The organism is Mesorhizobium sp. C416B (assembly GCF_030323165.1).
Classification (GTDB): Bacteria; Pseudomonadota; Alphaproteobacteria; order Rhizobiales; family Rhizobiaceae; genus Mesorhizobium.
Window position 1 is genome coordinate 1,493,521 of record NZ_CP100471.1, and the last position, 17,865, is coordinate 1,511,385.

The following is a 17,865-nucleotide window of genomic DNA, read 5'->3' on the forward strand; positions in this document are numbered from 1 at the left end:
CTTCACGCCCTCACGACCGTTTCGTACGAAGCAAAAGGTTGAAATCCTTTCTGACCTTTTGCGACGTTTCCTTGAGATGTGCTTCCAGCACACCGAAATCCGGCAGGTCAGTCACCGCCAGAAGCAGATCCGACAATCCCGGCGGAAGGTCATCGCGTTCGAATGCACCGGTGAGGCAAAGCCGCGTCATCTGGGTCAGCGCCAGATAGAGTTGGTAGGCTTCGCAAAGCTGCTGCCTGACGTCAGCCTCGGCGAAATCCGGCGACAGATGCGCCAGGATTTCGCCGGTCGCGGTCACCCTGCGGCCGGCTTCGACCTGCCCGGTTATAACCGCCACCTGCGCGATGAATTCGAGGTCGATGAGGCCGCCGGAGATGAGCTTGATGTCCCAGAGATCGCGCGGCGATTTTTCCTTCTCGATCAGCGCGCGCATCTCGGATGCCTCCGCCCTCACCTTGGCGGCGTCGCGCGGCAAGGCCAGAAGTGCCGCCACCTCGGCCTCGACCTCGGCGCAAAGGGCAGCGTCACCGCCGATGGCGCGAGCCCTTGCCAAAGCCATGTGCTCCCAGGTCCAGGCCTCCTGGCGCTGGTATTTCTTGAAGGCGTCGATATGGGTCGCCACCGGCCCCTTGTTGCCGGATGGCCGCAAGCGCAGGTCGAGTTCGTAGAGAACGCCCTCGGCGGTCGGCGCCGAGACAGCCGCGATCAGCCGCTGCGTCATCCTGGTGTAGTAGTGCGACGGTGCGAGCGGCTTGTCGCCGTCGGACTCGTCGGCATCCGGGTCGTGATCGTAAAGCAGGATAAGGTCGACGTCCGAACCCGCCGTCAATTCGCGGCTGCCGAGCTTACCCATGCCGAGCAGCGAAACCGTGCCGCCGGCGATACCGCCGTGGCGCAGCGCGAATTCGGTGGTCACCGCCTGCAATGCGGCGTCGATGGTGAGGTCGGCGAGATCGGAAAAGGCGCGGCCGGCGCGCGCCGGGTCGATCGAGCCGGCGAGCAGCCTGACACCGATCAGGAATTTCTGCTCGGAGGCAAAGATGCGCAGCCGGTCAAGCACATCCTCGTAGGGCCTGTCGCCATCGATGAAAGCGGCCAACCGCGCTGAGAGATAGGCGCGGTTGGGCAGTTCGGTGAGCAGCGCCGGGTCGAGCAGACCGTCGAAGACATGCGGGCGCCTTGTGATGATTGCCGCCAGCCGAGGCGCGGCGCCCATGATCGTCGCCATAAGCTTCAGCAGAGCGGGATTCGACTGCAGCAGCGAAAACAGCTGGATGCCGGCGGGCAGGCCGGCGAGGAGTTCATCGAAGCGAACCAGCGCCTCGTCGGCCCGGCGCGTCTGGCCGAAGGCTTTGAGCAGCGCCGGCGTCAGTTCGGTCAGCCGCTCGCGCGCTTCCGCCGACTGGGTGGCGCGATAGCGGCCGAAATGCCAGCCCCGAATGACGCGGCAGATGTCGCTTGGCCGCTGGAAGCCAAGGCCATGCAAGGTCTGCAGCGTGTCGGGATCGTCGACATCGCCGGTGAAGACCAGATTGCCGACGCCGGCCGACAATTCAGGCGCAGTCTCGAACAGCGCGGCGTAATGGCGCTCGACCTCATGCAAAGCCGCGCGAAAGGTTTCGGCAAATCTGGCGGCATCGGCAAAGCCCAGCATATGGGCGATGCGTTCCAGCCCTTCATCATCGTCGGGCAGAATATGCGTCTGCTCGTCGGCGACCATCTGGATGGCGTGTTCCACGCCGCGCAGAAACCAATATTGCTGCGTGAGCGCGTCGCGTGCATCGGCGGTGATCCAGTTGCGCGCCGCCAGCGCACCCAGCATCGGCACCGTCTCGCGGCCGCGCAGCTCCGGAAAACGGCCGCCGGCGATCAGTTGCTGGGTCTGGACGAAGAACTCGATTTCGCGAATGCCGCCGCGGCCGAGCTTGACGTTGTGTCCTTTGACCGCGATCTCGCCATGACCCTTGTGGGCATGGATCTGGCGCTTGATCGAATGAACGTCGGCGATCGCCGCATAGTCCATGTATTTGCGCCAGACATAGGGCTGCAATTCCCGCAGGAACGCATCCCCGGCATCGAGATCGCCGGCCACGGGACGCGCCTTGATCATGGCGGCGCGCTCCCAGTTCTGGCCGCGCGCCTCATAGTAGCGAAGTGCTGCCTCGACCGGGATCGCCAGCGGCGTCGAGCCTGGATCGGGACGAAGCCTCAAATCGGTGCGGAAGACATAGCCGTGCCCGGTGCGGTCCTGCAGGATGCGGACCAGCCTGCGGGTCAGGCGCGCAAACAGCTCTGTGGCGTCGAGCGGATCGACGATTGCCGGCGCATCCGGATCGAAGAAGACGACGAGGTCGATGTCGGAGGAGAAATTCAGTTCATGCGCGCCAAGCTTGCCCATGCCGAGCACGATCCAGCCGGATTGCCGTGACGGATTTTCGGGATCGGGCAATTTGAGCTTGCCTTGGCTGTGCGCCTCGCGCAGCAGGAAGTCGACCGCCGCACAGGTGCAGGCATCGGCGAGATTGCTGAGGCGCCTTACCGTCAGCGCGGCATCGGCCTCGCCGGAGAGGTCTGCAAGTGCGATCAGAAAGTGAGCTTCACCCTTCCACTGCCTGAGTTCCATCATCAGGCTGGATTCGGAAACGGTCTCGGAAAAGGCGGCCTTGCCGATCGCTTCGGCGATGGTGAGCAGCCGAGCCTCGACACTGCCATCGAACAGCGCGTCGAGGATTTGCGGCCGGCGGCGCGCGACATCGCGGAGGAAAGGCGAGAGATCGAAGACGGCAGCGAGAAACTCCTGGGCCGCGCCCTTGCCCCCTAGGAATTTCGCCAGCCGCGGCAGGTTCTCGTCCTTGGCATCGCCAGCGATCTCCGACAGTTCACGCCGGGCGCGGGTCTCATCCAGCGGCGCGAGCTGCGCCGCCAGTTGCAGGCGCCATTCGGTCTCGATCCGTTTCGCAGCCATCCTCACCGCCATCAATGGTCCTCCCGCGCCGGGAAGCTCATGATAACGGACAATCCGGGATTGGCAGGCAGAAGTTCAAGCCGGCCATTGTGAAAAGTCATGATCGCCTTGGCGAGGCTGAGGCCAAGACCGGATCCCGGCTGCGAGCGGCTCTTTTCCAGCCGCACGAAGCGCTCGGTCGCCCTGGCGCGGTCGGCGTCATCAGGGATGCCATGGCCGTTGTCGGCAACAGAAAGGCGGATTTCGTGACCGACGCGCTGCAGGGCTACGCGCACAGCAGGCTTTTCCGTCGCATCGGTCGAGTATTTGATGGCGTTGTCGACGATGTTCGACAGCGCCTGGCCGATCAGCTCGCGGTTGCCATTGACGGAAAAATTCCCGTCCGCGGCAGTTTCGAGCACCACGCCAGCCTCCTCCGCCACCGGCTCATAAAGCTCGACAACGTCATGCACCGCGGCGGCGAGATCGACCTTGCTGGTGCTCTCCGAGGAATAGCCGGCCTCCAGCCTGGAGATCATCAGGATGGCGTTGAAGGTTTTTATCAGCTGGTCGGATTCGGCCATGGTGCCTTCCAGCGCCTGCCGGTAGTCGGTGGTCTTGTGCTTGCCCGAAAGTGTCGCCTCAGCGCGGTTGCGCAGTCTGGTCAGCGGCGTCTTCAAATCATGGGCGATGTTGTCGGAGACCTGCTTCAGCCCTTCGTTGAGCGTCGCTATCCTGGCCAGCATGGTGTTGAGGTTTTCCGACAGGCGGTCGAACTCATCGCCAGCGCCGGTCACCGGCAGCCGTCCCGTGAGATCGCCGCCCATGATGCGGCGGCTTGCCTCCGAGACGCTGTCGATGCGCTTCAGCGCGGCGCGGCCGACAAGGAACCAGATCAGCAGCCCGCCCAGGCCCATCATGCCCAGCGCCAGCATCAGGGCGCGGCGGACGACGGCGCGGAAGCGCTCGGGCTCGCCGAGATCGCGGCCGACCAGCATGATCATCTGGTTGGGCAGCCGCAGCACCAGCGCGATGGCGTTGTGGCCCTTCTCGCCCTCGGACTGAATTTCGGTCTCGCCGGGCTGCGCGCCGTTCGGGTCAGAAGCCTGGTTGCGCTGCCGTTCGAGCTCACCTTCGCCGAAACGGCGATAGGAGAAGGGTTCGGTCGTCCAGCCATCGGTCTCGAGCACCCCCGGCGCCAGGCTCTGCACGTTTCCGGTGAGGATCTGGCCGTTGACGTCGGCAATGAGATAGAGGTTGGCGCCGGGCTGGCGCGAGCGCTGCTCGACGACGCGCACCAGCCGCGGCAGGCCGCCGCTCTGATAGGCACGGGCGAGGCCGAGCACCTCGTCATTGATGGTCTGCTGGGTCTGGCCGGTCAGCATGCGGGCCGACAACGACGTCATGTAGAAGACCAGCAACACGGCACATAGCGCGAAAAGCAGGAAATAAAGCGCTGAAAGCCGCGCCGCCGTCGTCCTCATGATGGCCGGCAGGGAAAGGGCCATCGAGTTCTAGCTCATGATGAGATTTGGCTGAAATCTCATCATGACCTACCCCTTTGTTGGAGCATGATCTTCTCCAAAAACCGGTACCTACTTTTTGGGATCATGCTCTAGCCGCTCTTCAGCATATAGCCGGCGCCGCGAACCGTATGCAGGATCGGCTTGTCGAAACCCTTCTCGATCTTGCCACGCAGGCGCGAGACGTGAACGTCGATGACGTTGGTCTGCGGATCGAAATGATAGTCCCAGACATTTTCGAGCAGCATGGTGCGCGTCACCACCTGGCCGGCATGGCGCATCAGATATTCGAGCAGGCGGAATTCGCGCGGCTGCAGCGTGATCTCGCGCGCCGCGCGCTTGACCGAATGGGACAGCCGGTCAAGCTCGAGATCGCCGACCCGGTAGACGGTTTCGGCCTCCCTGGCGCTGGCGCGGCGGTTCAGCACCTCGACGCGGGCGAGCAATTCGGAAAAGGCATAGGGCTTGGTCAGATAGTCGTCCCCGCCGGCGCGCAGACCGGTGACGCGGTCATCGACTTCGCCCAGCGCCGACAGGATCAGCACCGGCGTGGTGTTGCCGCGCGAGCGCAGGCCGGCAATGACGGAGAGCCCGTCGCGGCGTGGCATCATGCGGTCGACGACCATCACGTCATAGTCGCCGGCATCGGCCAGCGCAAAGCCGGTTTCGCCGTCGCCGGCGACATGGGCGGTGTGCCCAGCCTCGGCAAAGGCCTTCTGCATATAGTCGGCCGCCTCGCGATCGTCTTCTATGACGAGAATCTTCATAGAGCCGTTATACGCGATTTCGCCGGAAGATTGAGGGGCCGCCATGAGCGCAAAAGCTTTCGTTCAAGCATGTCGTTTTGCCAAACCGCAGTGCACTTTTGGGCGACATGCTTCGCTGTTAGAGCGGCAGCGGGCGATGGGGGCCCGCTGCCGCCGGGAGCAGAACACGATGACTGACTAACGCGTTCGGCCCCTTGCTTCCCGTGCGGCGGCTCGGGGGTGTTGAAACCGCCGCACTGGAAACTGTGTGATGTCAGCCTTTGGCGACTGGCAGCGCGACGAAGCGGTTTGAATCGTCGCGGGTGATCTGCATCAGCACCGCCTTGCGGCCGGACTTGACCGCATCGGCCATCGCCTTGGCGACGTCGTCGGTGCCGTTCACCTCCGTCGAGTTGACCGAGGTGATGACATCGCCGGGCTGGATGCCGCGGTCGGCGGCATCGCTGTCGGGATCGACATCGGTCACCACCAGGCCCTTGCCGTTTTCCGACTTGGTGACGGTGAGGCCGAGATCGGCCAGCGCGGCGGGCTTTGCCGGTGCCGCGGGCTGCTGCGGGTCGGCCGAGGCCTGCTTGTCAGTGGATGGCAACGTGCCGAGATCGACCTTGATGGTCTGGCTCTTGCCGTCGCGCCACACCGTGACGTCGACCGACTTGCCGGGTGGGTAGGCGCCGATCAGACGAGCCAGTTCCTTCGGCGATGCGACGTCCTTGCCTTCGACCTGGGTGATCACGTCACCGGCGGTGATGCCGGCCTTCTTGCCGGGGCCACCGTCCTGGGCGCCCGAAACCAGAGCCCCGTTCTGCGACTTCAGGCCCAGCGATTCGGCGATGTCCGATGTAACCGGCTGGATTTCGACGCCGAGCCAGCCACGCTGCACCGAGCCGCTCTTCATCAGATCCTGCACCACCTGCTTGGCGGTCGAGGCCGGAATGTCGAAGGCGATGCCGACGCTTCCGCCCGACGGCGAGAAGATCGCGGTGTTGATGCCGACGACCTGGCCGTTAAGGTTGAAGGTCGGGCCGCCCGAATTGCCGCGGTTGACCGAAGCGTCTATCTGGATGAAGTCATCATAGGGACCGGCGCCGATATCACGGCCACGGGCCGAGACGATGCCGGCGGTGACGGTGCCGCCGAGGCCGAACGGATTGCCGACGGCCACCACCCAGTCGCCGACGCGAACCTTGGAATCGTCGGCGAAATCGACATAGGTGAACTTGCCGACGCCATCGACCTTGAGCACCGCCAGATCGGTGCGCGGATCGGTGCCGATCAGCTTGGCGTCAAGCTCCTTGCCGTCATTCATCACCACTGTGAAGGCGGAGCCTTCCTCGACGACATGGTTGTTGGTGACGAGATAGCCGTCATCGGAGATGAAGAAGCCAGAACCCTGCGCCACCGGACGCGGCTGGTCGTTGTTATGGTCGCGGTGGCTGAAGCGACGATTGCCGCCGTCATGGCCGTTCTGATCACCAAAGCCGCGGAATTGCTTGAAGAACTGGCGCAGCTGCGGATTGTCGGGCAGGTTGTTCATGCCGTCCGGATCGTCGGACTGGTCGGAGCCGTCATCGGCGGCAGGCTCGATCTTGGCCTTGACCTTGACGCTGACCACGGCCGGCGAAACGCGCTCGACGACATCGGCAAAGCCCGGCACCTGGGGCGCTTCGACCCGCACGGCGTCGGCCAGAACGGGAGCTGTACCAGTGGCAACGGCGCCGAAACCGATGCCGCCGGCAATGGCCAGCGAAGCGGCGGCGGCCAACAGGCGTTTGCGGGTGCGGGAATATGGGTTGGGGGCGATAGTCATGGGTCTCGTATCCTCTTTTCACTGGATGCGGCTCAGGCAGAGCATCCTCGGACAAGAGAAATAGAGAGGCGCACATTACGGCGCCATTTCCGGTGCATGAAAGTTTTGTAATGTTGGGCGGTCGCACAAATCGCTTGGTTGCGCTCGCCTGCTGCCCTATGGTGTACACAACTCAGCACAAGGCTTTCACAATGACAGCAAGCACCACCATGACCATTCGAGTCTCGTCCGAGACCAAGCTGAAGCTGGAGCAGATCGCTACCGATACCAGGCGTAGTAAATCGTTCCTCGCCGCCGAGGCGGTCTCAGCCTATGTCGATCGCGAGCTGGATATCATCGAAGGCATAAAACGTGGCATGGCCGACGCAGAGGCTGGCCGTGTCGTGCCCCACGACGACGCCATGGCGGAGCTCGACGCGGTGATCGAAGCAGCGAAAGCCAGGCGCGCAGGCAAGGCGTGAAGCGGTTCGTCACCTGGTCGCGAGAAGCGCTGGACGATCTCACGCAGCAAGTTGCCTTTATCGCTCAGGACAACCCTGCCGCCGCCCGACGCCTCGCGGACCGTATCCGTGAAATGGGCCGGGGCCTTGGTGATATGGCGACGGGCCGACCTGGCCGGGTAACAGGCACTTATGAGAAGCCCATCGGCCGCCTGCCCTACATCATTGCCTATGAATTGCGCCTGATCGCCGGCCGTCAGAGCATTGTTATCCTGCGCGCCATCCACACGTCGGGGGACTGGCCTTTGGAGGAATGGCCGAGCTAGTCGCTCAGCATCTTGTCCAGCGCCGCCTGTTCCTCGGCGCTCAGCGCCTTGGTTGCCAACGAGCGGCGGGAGCGTGTGGTCAGCACAATGAAAATGCCGCCGACTAGAAGCAGAAGCACCGGCGTGCCCCAAAGCAAGGCGTTGCGCGGGCTGAAGCGCGGCTTCAACAGCACGAACTCGCCGTAGCGCGACACGATATAGTCCATCACCTGCTGGTCGGTATCGCCGGCAACCAGGCGCTGGCGCACCAGGATGCGCAGGTCGCGGGCGAGGTCTGCATCGGATTCGTCGATGGACTGGTTCTGGCAGACCATGCAGCGCAGGCCTTCCGACAGGAGCCGCGCCCTCGCCTCGAGCGCCGGATCGGTGAGAACCTCGTCCGGTTTCACCGCTTGCGCGGCGCCGGCAAACAGCAGCGCCAGAAGCAGGGTGAGCGAGGCCAACGAGAACCTGGTGCTCACGGCGCGCCTGCCGACGGCATGGAGGCTGCCTGCTTGCGGCGGCGCGAGGGTGCGCCAACCCGCAGGCGACGGTCGAGCAGCGACATTGCGGCTCCCGCCATCATCACCAGAGCTCCGCCCCAGATCAGCGTCACCAGCGGCTTCCACCACAGGCGCACCACGACGGATCCATCGGTGCCTTCATCGCCCAGCGACAAATAGAGCTGGTTGAAGCCGATCGTCTCGATGCCGGATTCGGTCGTCGTCGTCTGCCGCACCGGAAAGAAGCGCTTGGCCGAGGTGATCTCGGCTGAAACGCCGCCATCGGCGCCGATCAGGGAAAAGCGGCCGCGCTGCTCGCTGTAGTTCGGACCCTGCGCCGGGAAGAGGCCGTCGAAACGCAGCGTGTGGCCGGAGAGTTCGACGCTCTCGCCGGCATGCATCGACAGTATCCTTTCGGTGCCGAAGCACAGCGTGCCGACAATGCCGAGCGTCGTCAGCCCGAGGCCGAGATGGGCAAGTGCAGTGCCGAACACCGAACGCGGCAGGCCGGCGAAACGGCGCAGCATGATGGCGTGCGACACATTGCCAAAGCCGGACTTGACGGCGAGGTCGGTGAGCGCGCCGCAGACCAGCCAGCAGGCGAGGCCGACACCAAGGGCGGCGAACACCGACGCGCCGTCGATGAACAGCCCGGTGACCAGCATCGCCAGGAGAGCGGCGCCGAAAGCCGCCATCAAGCGCTGGGCGACGGCATAGAGGTCACCGCGCTTCCAGGCGAGCAATGGTCCGAAAGGAACCACGACCAGCAGCGGCACCATCAGCGGGCCGAATGTCAGGTTGAAGAAGGGGGCGCCGACTGAGATCTTGCCGGCCGAAAGCGCTTCGACCGCCAGCGGATAGAGCGTGCCGACCAGCACGGTGGCCGTGGCCGTGGTCAGGAACAGATTGTTGAGGACGAGTGCGCCTTCGCGCGAGATCGGGTGGAATAGGCCGCCGGCCGTCAGCCGCGAGGCGCGCAGCGCAAACAGGGCCAGCGAGCCGCCGATGAACAGCGTCAAAATGCACAGGATGAAGATGCCGCGGGTCGGATCGGTGGCGAAAGCATGCACCGAGGTCAGCACGCCGGAGCGCACCAGGAAGGTGCCGAGCAGCGACAGCGAGAAGGTGAGGATGGCAAGCAGCAGCGTCCAGATCTTGAGCGCCGAACGCTTCTCCATGACGATCGCCGAATGCAGAAGAGCCGTGCCGGCCAGCCACGGCATAAAGGAGGCGTTTTCGACCGGATCCCAGAACCAGAAGCCGCCCCAGCCGAGCTCGTAGTAGGCCCAGTAGGAGCCCATCGCGATGCCGCCGGTGAGGAACATCCAGGCGACCAGCGTCCACGGCCGCACCCAGCGCGCCCAGGAGGCATCGATGCGGCCTTCGATGAGGGCGGCGACCGAGAAGGAAAAGCAGATAGAGAACCCGACATAGCCGAGATAGAGCAGCGGCGGATGGATGGCGAGGCCAAGATCCTGCAGGACCGGGTTGAGATCGCGGCCCTCGATCGGCGCCGGATTGAGCCGGGTGAACGGATTGGATGTCGCCAGGATGAACAGGAAGAAGGTGGCGCCGATCGCCCCCTGCACGGCCAGCACATTGGCGCGCAGCGTCGCCGGAAGGTTGGAGCCGAAGACAGCGACCAGCGCACCGAAGAAGGTCAGGATCAGCACCCAGAGCAGCATCGAGCCTTCGTGATTGCCCCAGGTTCCGGTGATCTTGTAGATCAGCGGCTGCAGCGAATGCGAGTTTTCCCACACGCTCGCCACCGAGAAATCGGAACTTGCATAGGCGCCGGCGAGTGCTGCGAACGATAGCGCCGTGAGCGCGAAGCCTGTGACCGTGACGGGACCGCCGACAGCCATCAGCCTCTGGTTGCCGGTACGGGCGCCGATCAGCGGCACCAGCGTCTGCACCAGCGACAGCACAAAGGCGAGGACGAGCGCGAAGTGTCCGGTCTCAACCATTACTGGCTCTTGCTCTCTTGCCACACGCCCTTGGCCTTCAGCCCGTCAGCGACTTCCTTGGGCATGTAGCGCTCGTCATGCTTGGCCAGCACGCTGTCGGCGACGAAAACGCCGTCGGCGCCAAAGCTGCCTTCGGTGATGACGCCCTGCTCCTCGCGGAACAGATCGGGCAGGATGCCGGTATAGCTGACCTTGACCGATTTGTGCGTGTCGGTGACCGAGAACGCAACCGTCGCGCCCTGCCCGCGCACGACCGTGCCCTTTTCGACGAGGCCGCCGAGCCTGATGCGCTGTCCCGGCTGCAAGCTGGCGGTGGTCAGATCGGCGGGCATATAGAAATAGGAGGCCTTCTGGCCCAACGCATAGAAGGTCAGCCCGGTGGCGGCGCCGAGGAAGGCAAGACCTCCGACAATCACCGACAATCGCTTCTGCTTGCGCGTCATGTCCTACTCCGTCGCCGTCAGGCCGAGCGAGGCGGCAAAGGCGGTGAATTTCTTCGCTTCCTCACTGTCGGCGCCAAACACGGCAATACCGCGATGCAGCGCGTCCCGCGCCTGGTCGGCCTTGCCCAGCACAACATAGGAACGAATGAGCCGCATCCATCCTTCCGTGTCGCGCGGATTTTGCCGCAATTTTTCGTCGAGGCCGGCGACCATGGTTTCGATCATGGCCTGCCTGTCCCGCGGCGCCATCGACGAGGCGGCATCGACGGCTGCGGCGTCGGGGCCTTTGGCGGGCTCTCCTGACGCGACGCTGCGGTTGGCGGCCTCGGCCAGTGCCTGTTGGACAGCTCCGCGCCATGGCGAATCCTGCGGCAGGGAATCGAGCATTTTCTGCCAAGCCGTGGTTGCCTCGGGTATGCGGCCTTCCTGGGCCAGCGCCATCGCCAAATAGAACGAGGCTTTCGCGTTTGCCGGGTCGAGTTTTAGCGCCTGTTCGAAAGCGGATTGCGCATCGGCCGAAACGATGCCGCCGGCCGCATTGGCAATCGCTTCGCCGAGACCGGCCTCGCGGGCAGCCGTGTCGCCATCGAGGCGGATGGCATTGCGATAGGCGGTCACGGCATCGGGAAAGCGCTGCAGGCGCAGATAGATCGGGGCGAGCACGTCCCAGCCGCGTCCATCGCCAGGGTTGGCGGCAAGATGGGCCTCGGCGCGCGCCACCAACTCATCGACCGAACTATCGGCCGGATTCTTGGCCAGCCGTTCGGCAAGCGGCTGCGACGGCAGATCGGGCGAGCCGAGCTGGCTGTACATGCCCCAGCTGAGCAGCGGGACCATCAGCACCGCTGATGTCGCCACCAGCCTGGCCGCCTTTGACGGCTGCTGAAGCGTCGCGGCATCGGCCTGGCCGGCATTTCCCAGCCGAAGGATGCGGCGGGCGATTTCGGCGCGCGCCTCCTCGGCTTCCGCCGGCTGGATCAGGCCGCGCGCGGCGTCACGCTCGAGCTCGGCCAATTGATCGCGATAGACTTCGAGGTCATGGTCGCTGCTGGTCGGAGCGTCCGTGCCGCCGCCGGTCAGCGGCAGCAGCACCGCCAGGCTTGCGCCCAGCGTGAGGAGTGCGGCTATGACCCAGAACAGCATGGTTCTTCCAATAGAGCGAGAGCCCTGCTCTCACAACATGAGGTCGCTGCGACGCTTTGACGGGATTCCGACCCCGGCCCAATGTTCAGGTCAGCGGCGTCCAGCTGCCGTCGGCGTTGCGGCATGCGGTGCCCCGCGCGGTCTGGCCGCCCGTGCCGGTAAACACTGTATGGGTGTACTGGCGGCAATCCTGCGAGCCGACGCGGTAGGGCTGGGCCGCGACGACTTCGCCGGAATGGGCCGAACTGTCGCCCTTCCAGGTCACCTTCTGGCCGCTCGCGGTATATTCGAGCGCCTTGTACTCCGCCTCGAGCGCCTTGCGCTTCTCGGTGCTGGTCAGGCCGCTGCCGATCGACCCGCCGACGAGCCCGCCAGCCATGGCCGAGATGATCGTCGTCGCGACCTTGGCACCCGAGGGAGGTGACGCGGGCGGATTGGTGATGGAGATATCCGGGCCACTGCCCTTGCCCAGCGTTCCGCAGCCGGAAAGAGCGAGCAGTGCGGAAACGAGCGCAACGCGAATCTTCATGCCAACAACCGGTTTTCTTGAACGGGATGCGCTGGGGGCCGCGTCATCGGGGGCGTCAGGACGTCATACTATTGACATTTGTCGGAAATTTGGCCGTTTTTAACGGCTTTTGTGCAATCGAGGGGCCGCCATAACACAGGCATTCGGCCGTGTCGATTGGCCCTGGGCAGTACATCATTGCAAGCTCCGCAAGCGCACAACCGCCTTCAGCCCGCCCATCGTGGAGCGTTCCAGCGCCAGCGCCCCGCCATACTCGTTGACGAGGTCGGCAACGATGGCAAGTCCGAGCCCGGTTCCCGGCTTTGTCTCGTCGAGGCGCCGGCCGCGTTTCAAGACATCGCGGGCCTTGTCCTCGGGGATGCCGGGACCGTCATCCTCGATCGATAGCTCGAACAGGCCGGCTGCGGCCGGCGTGACGGATACGGCAACAGTGCTCTTCGCCCATTTCATCGCATTGTCGAGAAGGTTGCCGAGCAGTTCCTCCAAATCCTCGCGCTCGCCAGCAAAGACGATGTCGGCCGCCAGCAGCGTAAGCGACAGGCTGACATCAGGCTTGAGTTTTTGCAGCACGCGCACCATGCGCTGCACCAGCGGCGTCACCGGCGTGCGGTAGACGACGCTGTCGCGCTGCGCCGCGACCCGTGCCCGCTGCAGGTAGTGGTCGACCTGTTTCTGCATCGACGCCGCCTGGTCGGCGATGAGCTGGCCCTTGCCGCCGCCTAGAGCCCGGCCCTCATTGATCAGCACGGCGAGCGGCGTCTTCAGCGAATGGGCAAGGTTGCCGACCTGCGTACGCGAGCGCTCGACGATGCGCTTGTTGTTTTCGATCAGCGCATTGGTTTCGTTGGCGAGCGGCTCGATCTCGGCGGGAAACCGGCCATCGAGCCGCTGCGCCGTGCCTTCGCGCACCTGGGCAAGCGCGTTGCGAACCCGGCGCAAGGGCTGGAGGCCGAGCAGGATAGCGATCGCATTGATGGCGATCATGCCGACGCCGAACAGGCTGAGATAGGTCAACAGGCGGCCCTGGAAGGTGGCGATCTCGTGCTCGAGCTCGGTCTTGTTGCCCATCACGCGGAAGCGCGCGGCGCGGTTCTTGGCATCGAGGACGAATTCGCTTTCGAACACTTGCAGTTCCTCGTCACCGATGCCGTCGGTGGAATAGCTGCGCTGGAAACTGGAATTGAAAGGCACCTCGGCAACGGTCGGCGACGGGATCGTCGTGGTCATCGAGGACGAATGAAGGTTGCCGTGCACGCCTTCGGAAGCCGGCTCCACCGACCAGTACCAGCCCGAATTCGGCTCCGAGAAGCGCAGGTCGCCAAGGTCGGGAGCGCCGGTGAGCTGGCCGGTTTCGGAAACGCCGACGGAGCCGATCAAATTGAACAGATGCGCCGACAGCAGGCTGTCGAAGCCGCGCTCGCTGGCCTGGCGGTAGAGCGTGGTGATCAGAGTGAAGATGACGATCAGGGTGAGGATCGCCCAGATCGTGGAAAAGCCGATGACGCGGAAGGCCAGCGAGCGAGGCCAGAGCCGCGCCGAAAAAGGCTTCCTTGCTGGTATGGGGAGCGGTTCCGCCTTACGCCTCCGGCTCACGCATGCGATAGCCCATGCCGCGCACGGTTTCGATCATGGCGATGCCCATCTTCTTGCGCAGCCGGCCGACAAAGACCTCGATGGTGTTGGAATCGCGGTCGAAATCCTGGTCGTAGAGATGCTCGACCAGCTCGGTGCGCGACACCACCTCGCCCATATGGTGCATCAGATACGCCAGCAGGCGGAACTCATGCGAGGTCAGCTTCAGCGGCACGCCGTTGACATCGGCCTTGGAGGCCTTGGTGTCGAGGCGCAGCGGCCCGCAAGTGAGCTCGGACGAGGCATGGCCGGCGGCGCGGCGGATCAGCGCCCTCACCCTGGCCAGTACCTCCTCGATGTGGAACGGCTTGGTGACATAGTCGTCGGCGCCGGCATCGATGCCCGACACCTTGTCGCTCCAGCGGTCGCGCGCTGTCAGGATCAGCACCGGCATCTTGCGGCCGTTGCGGCGCCAGCGCTCGACGACGCTGATGCCGTCCATCTGCGGCAGGCCTATGTCGAGCACGACGGCATCGTAGGGCTCGGTGTCGCCGAGGAAATGCCCCTCCTCGCCGTCATAGGAGCGGTCGACGACATAGCCGGCATCGACCAGCGCGTCGGCCAGTTGCCGGTTGAGATCCTTGTCATCTTCGACGACGAGTACGCGCATGATCGGTCAGGCCTGTTGATGGGTCAGCTATAGGCCGATTCCGGTGGTCTGGGAAACGACCCTGCAAGGGGGAAGATTGGATCAGTTCGCCGGGACGACGATCTCGGAGCGGCGCGGACGCTGGCCGTCCTTGCCCGGCACAAGCACGACGATGACGCAGACCTCCTGGCCGCCACGCGTCGTCTGCGAAGCCTTGGCCAGCGTGCCGCCATTCTGCTCGGCAACCTGCTGGCCGATCGCGTAGCAATCCGCCGCGGCTGCCGGCGTCGCTTGCGACGCCAACAGGCCGGCCGCTGTGAGCGCCAGTATCGCGGTTCTGACATGAGAGCGAAGCGTTTTCATGGTCGGCGTTGTAACGCAACTGTGCTGAACGTGAAATGAACGGTAAACGGGTGAAAATCCATCCCCGCAATACCCCCTGCGCGCGCAACGAATGAATGCGATCCTACCGCCCAGTCCCTCAGACCGGGCAATGGATTCATAGCCGGAAAACCGGCTGCGCGGCTATGGTGTTTGCGCGCAGGTTCTCAATTCGCAGCCAGATTGGGAACAGGTCAAGGCGAGACCATTCTGAAGGGCCGCCCTAAATAGCGCGGGAAACGCCAAATCATCGGAGTGCGCCATGACGGATAAAGACCTTGCCGACCTTTACCGGGGCTATATCGCTTGCCTGAATGCCCAGGACTGGGCGAAACTTGGAGACTTTGTCGGCGACGAGGTGCAGCACAATGGCGAAATGCTCGGCCTGTCGGGTTATCGCCGTATGCTCGAAGGCGATTTCGAGGCGATTCCCGACCTCCGCTTCAACATCGAACTGCTGGTCTGCCAGCCGCCGCGCGTGGCGGCGCGCCTGCATTTCGACTGTCATCCCAAGGGCGTGCTGTTCGGCCTGCCGGTGAACGGCAAGCGCGTGTCGTTCGCTGAGAATGTTTTCTACGAATTCGGAGAGGGTCGCATCCGCGAGGTGTGGTCAGTCATCGACAAGGCCGAGATCCAGGCGCAAATCTAGGTTGCTTCAATCACTTTGCTCGGTGAGGGCGCGTATCCGCAGCACCCCGTGGTAGAGCGCCAGGTCCTCGTCGTAGCGGGCCTCGGCGAACTCCAAGGACAGGCGGGTCTGGTCGCGCGAGCCGGTGGCGAAAGCGGCGCCGTCAAGGCGCGCCCGGATGCTGTCCATGATCAGACGCGTCTCGGCCTCGCCTTGCGCCTTCGACCAGACATGCAGCGTGATGAGCTGGTCGTCATCATTGTCGGCGCCGGTGTCCAGATCGAATGCGCTGGTCCTGCCATAGGTCACATAAGGGAAGGCGGCACTATCGGCCGCCTGCTCGCGCAACCCGGCGCCGCCGAGCAGCGCCGTCAGCGAGGCATCGCTCTTCAATCTCATGAACAAGGCTTGCAGCAAATCGCCGGGCGCCGTCATCGTCGTCTCCGTTCGCCTGTCACGCTTTGAACAACCTCAGTTTCGCGCGCAACCTAACCGCGTTGCACGGATTTCGCCAGATGACGATCCGCCTGATGAAGGCGGCGAATCGGGCGGCATGGCCCTTTCACGGACCGGGTTCTATTTGGCATGCGGGGAGTTTCAAGAAGGGTGTTATGAGGAGCCCTGTTTTCTCCGGCAATTCGAGGTCATTTCATGCGAACGCCACCGCTGCTGCCGGCTTTTGGAAAGCTCTGCGTCAAGCCCCCGGTCGCGATTGCGGCAGCACCCGCCCTGTCGAAGAGGACCGTGGCCCTGCGCATGCGCGAGATACTTTCAATGCATGGCGGCCTGGCCTTGAAGCTGTCGGTGGTGGCCTGGACAATCCTGATCCTGGCGGCGGCATTTTTCATGTCAAGGGCCTGATGCCGATATGGCAAACCGCTACGCGTTGCGCATGGACGAGCCCGAGAGCTGGACTATCTTCGACATCTTCACCGGCCAGCCTGTCGAGCTTAAGCAACAGGTAATGGTGGCCATGAATTTGCGCGATGCGGAAGCGATGGCCGACCGCCTGAACAGCCGGGACGTCAAGCGGCGGGCAAAAGCCGACCGCAAGTCCTGACGCACGCTGATCTCAGCCGCTCTGATGCAAGACGAACGCGCGCTAGCCGAAATCTGCGGCTGTGAGCACATAAATGCTCTTGCGGGTGCGGGCGTAGGCCTTGCTGGCAATGTCATGGATGGAGCTGGACGCGGTATCGAAGGCCGCCAGATAGGTGGCTTCCGCGGTCGCCGTCCCTGATGGCGCCTTCGAGAGGGCATCGGCGGCGACAGAGAAGGAAATCTGGAACATGCCGTCATGGCCGACAAAGCGGATGCGCTTGCCGGCCTCGTCATAGAAGCGGCTTGGATTGGGGAATGTCAGGCTCATGACGTGCCCCCCTTCGGCGCGGCGGCGGCTTTCTTGACGGTAGCCCGCTTCTTCTTCGGTGTCGGGTTCAAGGCTTCCGCGACGCGGTCGGCCTCTTCCTTGGCCAGGCGCAATTCCCTGAGCCTTGCCGTCTTGATCTCCCTGGCCCTCGCTTCGGACATGTAGTCGGAGGTTGCCTTGTTGCGCTCGGCCGTCTTCTTCTGCTTGTCCATGAAGCGGGCTTCAGCTTTTTCCATGATGCTCTGATTGCCTTCGGCCATCGCCTAAATCTCCTCGTGCCTGAAATGGTGAAATCGAACTTACGATATAAATAGTCGCTTTGGCCTCGAAATTCAATTTTTCGAAAATATCTAGGCGCCTCGCGACGGTTCGAACCCGGCAGACATCATAATACTTTTTAATATTTAATTTTGGCCACGAATAATTTTTGGCACTCCTATCTATCGAGTGCCAACGCGCCTATAAGAACGGCGCGGTCGCCTATGCCGGCCCCAGAAAGAAGTTCTCATGAAGTTTCGGCCACTCCACGACCGCGTCGTCATCCGGCGCGCCGAAGGCGATGTCAAATCCAAGGGCGGCATCATCATTCCCGACAATGCCAAGGAAAAGCCGCAGGAAGGCGAAGTCATCGCCGTTGGGCCGGGCGCACGCGACGAAAACGGCACGCTTGTTCCGCTCGACGTCAAGGCCGGCGACTTCATCCTGTTCGGCAAATGGTCGGGCACCGAGGTCAAGATCGACGGCGAGGACCTGCTGATCATGAAGGAAGCCGACATTATGGGCGTGATCGACAAGAGCGAGACGGCCAATATCGGAAAGAGCGGGACGGTCGTCACCGAGAAGAGCGTCAAAGCCAAGAAGGCCGCTTGACCGGTCTGGCTTTGCCAGGCTCCGG

21 protein-coding genes are annotated in these 17,865 nt (G+C 63.6%); 6 read left to right on the forward strand and 15 right to left on the reverse strand.

Going from position 1 to position 17,865, the window contains the following annotated elements; all coding sequences use genetic code 11:
* Positions 1-10: 10 nt before the first annotated feature.
* The 4 genes from NLY43_RS07615 to NLY43_RS07630 all read right to left on the reverse strand — a co-directional run bounded on the left by NLY43_RS07615 (position 11) and on the right by NLY43_RS07630 (position 7,041).
* The gene (locus tag NLY43_RS07615; protein ID WP_031198925.1) at positions 11-2,977 is read right to left on the reverse strand and encodes a bifunctional [glutamine synthetase] adenylyltransferase/[glutamine synthetase]-adenylyl-L-tyrosine phosphorylase; all 2,967 of its coding nucleotides are present in this window, start codon (positions 2,975-2,977) and stop codon (positions 11-13) included.
* Entirely contained in the window at positions 2,977-4,452 is a 1,476-nt protein-coding gene (locus NLY43_RS07620; RefSeq protein ID WP_023709807.1) for a sensor histidine kinase, read from the reverse strand. The genes NLY43_RS07615 and NLY43_RS07620 overlap by 1 nt, the downstream gene beginning before the upstream one ends.
* Before the next feature lie 107 nt (positions 4,453-4,559).
* On the reverse strand, positions 4,560-5,234 hold the full coding sequence (locus NLY43_RS07625) for a response regulator transcription factor (protein ID WP_023670185.1): 675 nt from the start codon (positions 5,232-5,234) through the stop codon (positions 4,560-4,562).
* Positions 5,235-5,487: 253 nt separating this feature from the next.
* Positions 5,488-7,041: a Do family serine endopeptidase gene (locus tag NLY43_RS07630; protein WP_023702184.1), complete on the reverse strand. Its 1,554-nt coding sequence runs from the start codon at positions 7,039-7,041 to the stop codon at positions 5,488-5,490.
* Positions 7,042-7,232: 191 nt separating this feature from the next.
* Here NLY43_RS07630 and NLY43_RS07635 point away from each other — a divergent pair, with 191 nt between their 5' ends.
* Positions 7,233-7,502 (forward strand): CopG family ribbon-helix-helix protein, encoded by a 270-nt coding sequence (locus NLY43_RS07635; protein WP_023684527.1) that lies wholly within the window; start codon positions 7,233-7,235, stop codon positions 7,500-7,502.
* Positions 7,499-7,807 (forward strand): type II toxin-antitoxin system RelE/ParE family toxin, encoded by a 309-nt coding sequence (locus NLY43_RS07640; protein ID WP_023709808.1) that lies wholly within the window; start codon positions 7,499-7,501, stop codon positions 7,805-7,807. The genes NLY43_RS07635 and NLY43_RS07640 overlap by 4 nt, the downstream gene beginning before the upstream one ends.
* On the opposite strand, the gene NLY43_RS07645 is transcribed toward NLY43_RS07640, so the two are convergent.
* The 8 genes from NLY43_RS07645 to NLY43_RS07680 all read right to left on the reverse strand — a co-directional run bounded on the left by NLY43_RS07645 (position 7,804) and on the right by NLY43_RS07680 (position 14,955).
* Positions 7,804-8,268 (reverse strand): cytochrome c-type biogenesis protein, encoded by a 465-nt coding sequence (locus NLY43_RS07645; RefSeq protein ID WP_023670181.1) that lies wholly within the window; start codon positions 8,266-8,268, stop codon positions 7,804-7,806. The two genes, NLY43_RS07640 and NLY43_RS07645, sit on opposite strands and share 4 nt — an antisense overlap.
* The gene (locus NLY43_RS07650; protein ID WP_023684529.1) at positions 8,265-10,256 is read right to left on the reverse strand and encodes a heme lyase CcmF/NrfE family subunit; all 1,992 of its coding nucleotides are present in this window, start codon (positions 10,254-10,256) and stop codon (positions 8,265-8,267) included. Before NLY43_RS07650 ends, NLY43_RS07645 begins: the two co-directional genes overlap by 4 nt.
* Positions 10,256-10,699 (reverse strand): cytochrome c maturation protein CcmE, encoded by a 444-nt coding sequence (gene ccmE, locus NLY43_RS07655; protein WP_023670179.1) that lies wholly within the window; start codon positions 10,697-10,699, stop codon positions 10,256-10,258. Before ccmE ends, NLY43_RS07650 begins: the two co-directional genes overlap by 1 nt.
* A 3-nt stretch (positions 10,700-10,702) precedes the next feature.
* Complete coding sequence (gene ccmI / locus NLY43_RS07660; protein WP_023698582.1) at positions 10,703-11,842, reverse strand: c-type cytochrome biogenesis protein CcmI; 1,140 nt, start codon at positions 11,840-11,842, stop codon at positions 10,703-10,705.
* A gap of 85 nt (positions 11,843-11,927) precedes the next feature.
* The gene (locus NLY43_RS07665; RefSeq protein ID WP_023670177.1) at positions 11,928-12,371 is read right to left on the reverse strand and encodes an RT0821/Lpp0805 family surface protein; all 444 of its coding nucleotides are present in this window, start codon (positions 12,369-12,371) and stop codon (positions 11,928-11,930) included.
* Between the two features lie 174 nt (positions 12,372-12,545).
* Positions 12,546-13,964 carry an ATP-binding protein gene (locus NLY43_RS07670; protein WP_023709809.1) on the reverse strand — a complete coding sequence of 473 codons (1,419 nt, stop codon included), beginning with the start codon at positions 13,962-13,964 and terminating at the stop codon, positions 12,546-12,548.
* The gene (locus NLY43_RS07675) at positions 13,948-14,613 is read right to left on the reverse strand and encodes a response regulator transcription factor (RefSeq protein ID WP_023709810.1); all 666 of its coding nucleotides are present in this window, start codon (positions 14,611-14,613) and stop codon (positions 13,948-13,950) included. Before NLY43_RS07675 ends, NLY43_RS07670 begins: the two co-directional genes overlap by 17 nt.
* A gap of 81 nt (positions 14,614-14,694) precedes the next feature.
* A complete protein-coding gene (locus NLY43_RS07680) occupies positions 14,695-14,955 on the reverse strand; it encodes a hypothetical protein (RefSeq protein WP_023670174.1) in 261 nt (86 codons plus the stop codon).
* Positions 14,956-15,235: 280 nt separating this feature from the next.
* Between NLY43_RS07680 and NLY43_RS07685 the strand changes: the two genes are divergently transcribed.
* Positions 15,236-15,622, forward strand: a complete 387-nt coding sequence (locus NLY43_RS07685) for an ester cyclase (protein ID WP_023684533.1) — start codon at positions 15,236-15,238, stop codon at positions 15,620-15,622.
* Positions 15,623-15,628: 6 nt separating this feature from the next.
* Here NLY43_RS07685 and NLY43_RS07690 read toward each other — a convergent pair whose 3' ends face one another.
* Positions 15,629-16,036: a DUF3168 domain-containing protein gene (locus tag NLY43_RS07690; protein ID WP_023670173.1), complete on the reverse strand. Its 408-nt coding sequence runs from the start codon at positions 16,034-16,036 to the stop codon at positions 15,629-15,631.
* Between the two features lie 216 nt (positions 16,037-16,252).
* Between NLY43_RS07690 and NLY43_RS07695 the strand changes: the two genes are divergently transcribed.
* Both NLY43_RS07695 and NLY43_RS07700 read left to right on the forward strand, forming a co-directional pair.
* Positions 16,253-16,462, forward strand: coding sequence for a hypothetical protein (locus tag NLY43_RS07695; protein ID WP_023709811.1), 210 nt, complete (start codon positions 16,253-16,255; stop codon positions 16,460-16,462).
* A 7-nt stretch (positions 16,463-16,469) separates the two neighbouring features.
* Positions 16,470-16,661, forward strand: coding sequence for a hypothetical protein (locus tag NLY43_RS07700; protein ID WP_023670171.1), 192 nt, complete (start codon positions 16,470-16,472; stop codon positions 16,659-16,661).
* A 42-nt stretch (positions 16,662-16,703) separates the two neighbouring features.
* Here the strand turns inward: NLY43_RS07700 and NLY43_RS07705 are convergent, their stop codons facing one another.
* Positions 16,704-16,970 (reverse strand): DUF1488 family protein, encoded by a 267-nt coding sequence (locus NLY43_RS07705; RefSeq protein WP_023670170.1) that lies wholly within the window; start codon positions 16,968-16,970, stop codon positions 16,704-16,706.
* A complete protein-coding gene (locus NLY43_RS07710) occupies positions 16,967-17,230 on the reverse strand; it encodes a hypothetical protein (protein WP_023670169.1) in 264 nt (87 codons plus the stop codon). The genes NLY43_RS07705 and NLY43_RS07710 overlap by 4 nt, the downstream gene beginning before the upstream one ends.
* A 247-nt stretch (positions 17,231-17,477) precedes the next feature.
* Between NLY43_RS07710 and NLY43_RS07715 the strand changes: the two genes are divergently transcribed.
* Positions 17,478-17,840: a co-chaperone GroES gene (locus NLY43_RS07715; protein WP_023709812.1), complete on the forward strand. Its 363-nt coding sequence runs from the start codon at positions 17,478-17,480 to the stop codon at positions 17,838-17,840.
* The last annotated feature ends 25 nt before the right edge of the window (positions 17,841-17,865 follow it).

Coding starts and splice junctions, on each gene's coding strand:
- NLY43_RS07635 (WP_023684527.1), top strand. CDS start 7,233: ATGACAGCAAGCACCACCATGACCATTCGAGTCTCGTCCGAGACCAAG.
- NLY43_RS07690 (WP_023670173.1), bottom strand. CDS start 16,036: ATGACGGCGCCCGGCGATTTGCTGCAAGCCTTGTTCATGAGATTGAAG.
- NLY43_RS07620 (WP_023709807.1), bottom strand. CDS start 4,452: ATGGCCCTTTCCCTGCCGGCCATCATGAGGACGACGGCGGCGCGGCTT.
- NLY43_RS07615 (WP_031198925.1), bottom strand. CDS start 2,977: ATGGCGGTGAGGATGGCTGCGAAACGGATCGAGACCGAATGGCGCCTG.
- NLY43_RS07650 (WP_023684529.1), bottom strand. CDS start 10,256: ATGGTTGAGACCGGACACTTCGCGCTCGTCCTCGCCTTTGTGCTGTCG.
- NLY43_RS07675 (WP_023709810.1), bottom strand. CDS start 14,613: ATGCGCGTACTCGTCGTCGAAGATGACAAGGATCTCAACCGGCAACTG.
- NLY43_RS07695 (WP_023709811.1), top strand. CDS start 16,253: ATGCGAACGCCACCGCTGCTGCCGGCTTTTGGAAAGCTCTGCGTCAAG.
- NLY43_RS07625 (WP_023670185.1), bottom strand. CDS start 5,234: ATGAAGATTCTCGTCATAGAAGACGATCGCGAGGCGGCCGACTATATG.
- NLY43_RS07630 (WP_023702184.1), bottom strand. CDS start 7,041: ATGACTATCGCCCCCAACCCATATTCCCGCACCCGCAAACGCCTGTTG.
- NLY43_RS07680 (WP_023670174.1), bottom strand. CDS start 14,955: ATGAAAACGCTTCGCTCTCATGTCAGAACCGCGATACTGGCGCTCACA.
- NLY43_RS07685 (WP_023684533.1), top strand. CDS start 15,236: ATGACGGATAAAGACCTTGCCGACCTTTACCGGGGCTATATCGCTTGC.
- ccmE (WP_023670179.1), bottom strand. CDS start 10,699: ATGACGCGCAAGCAGAAGCGATTGTCGGTGATTGTCGGAGGTCTTGCC.
- NLY43_RS07715 (WP_023709812.1), top strand. CDS start 17,478: ATGAAGTTTCGGCCACTCCACGACCGCGTCGTCATCCGGCGCGCCGAA.
- NLY43_RS07710 (WP_023670169.1), bottom strand. CDS start 17,230: ATGGCCGAAGGCAATCAGAGCATCATGGAAAAAGCTGAAGCCCGCTTC.
- NLY43_RS07665 (WP_023670177.1), bottom strand. CDS start 12,371: ATGAAGATTCGCGTTGCGCTCGTTTCCGCACTGCTCGCTCTTTCCGGC.
- NLY43_RS07705 (WP_023670170.1), bottom strand. CDS start 16,970: ATGAGCCTGACATTCCCCAATCCAAGCCGCTTCTATGACGAGGCCGGC.
- NLY43_RS07700 (WP_023670171.1), top strand. CDS start 16,470: ATGGCAAACCGCTACGCGTTGCGCATGGACGAGCCCGAGAGCTGGACT.
- ccmI (WP_023698582.1), bottom strand. CDS start 11,842: ATGCTGTTCTGGGTCATAGCCGCACTCCTCACGCTGGGCGCAAGCCTG.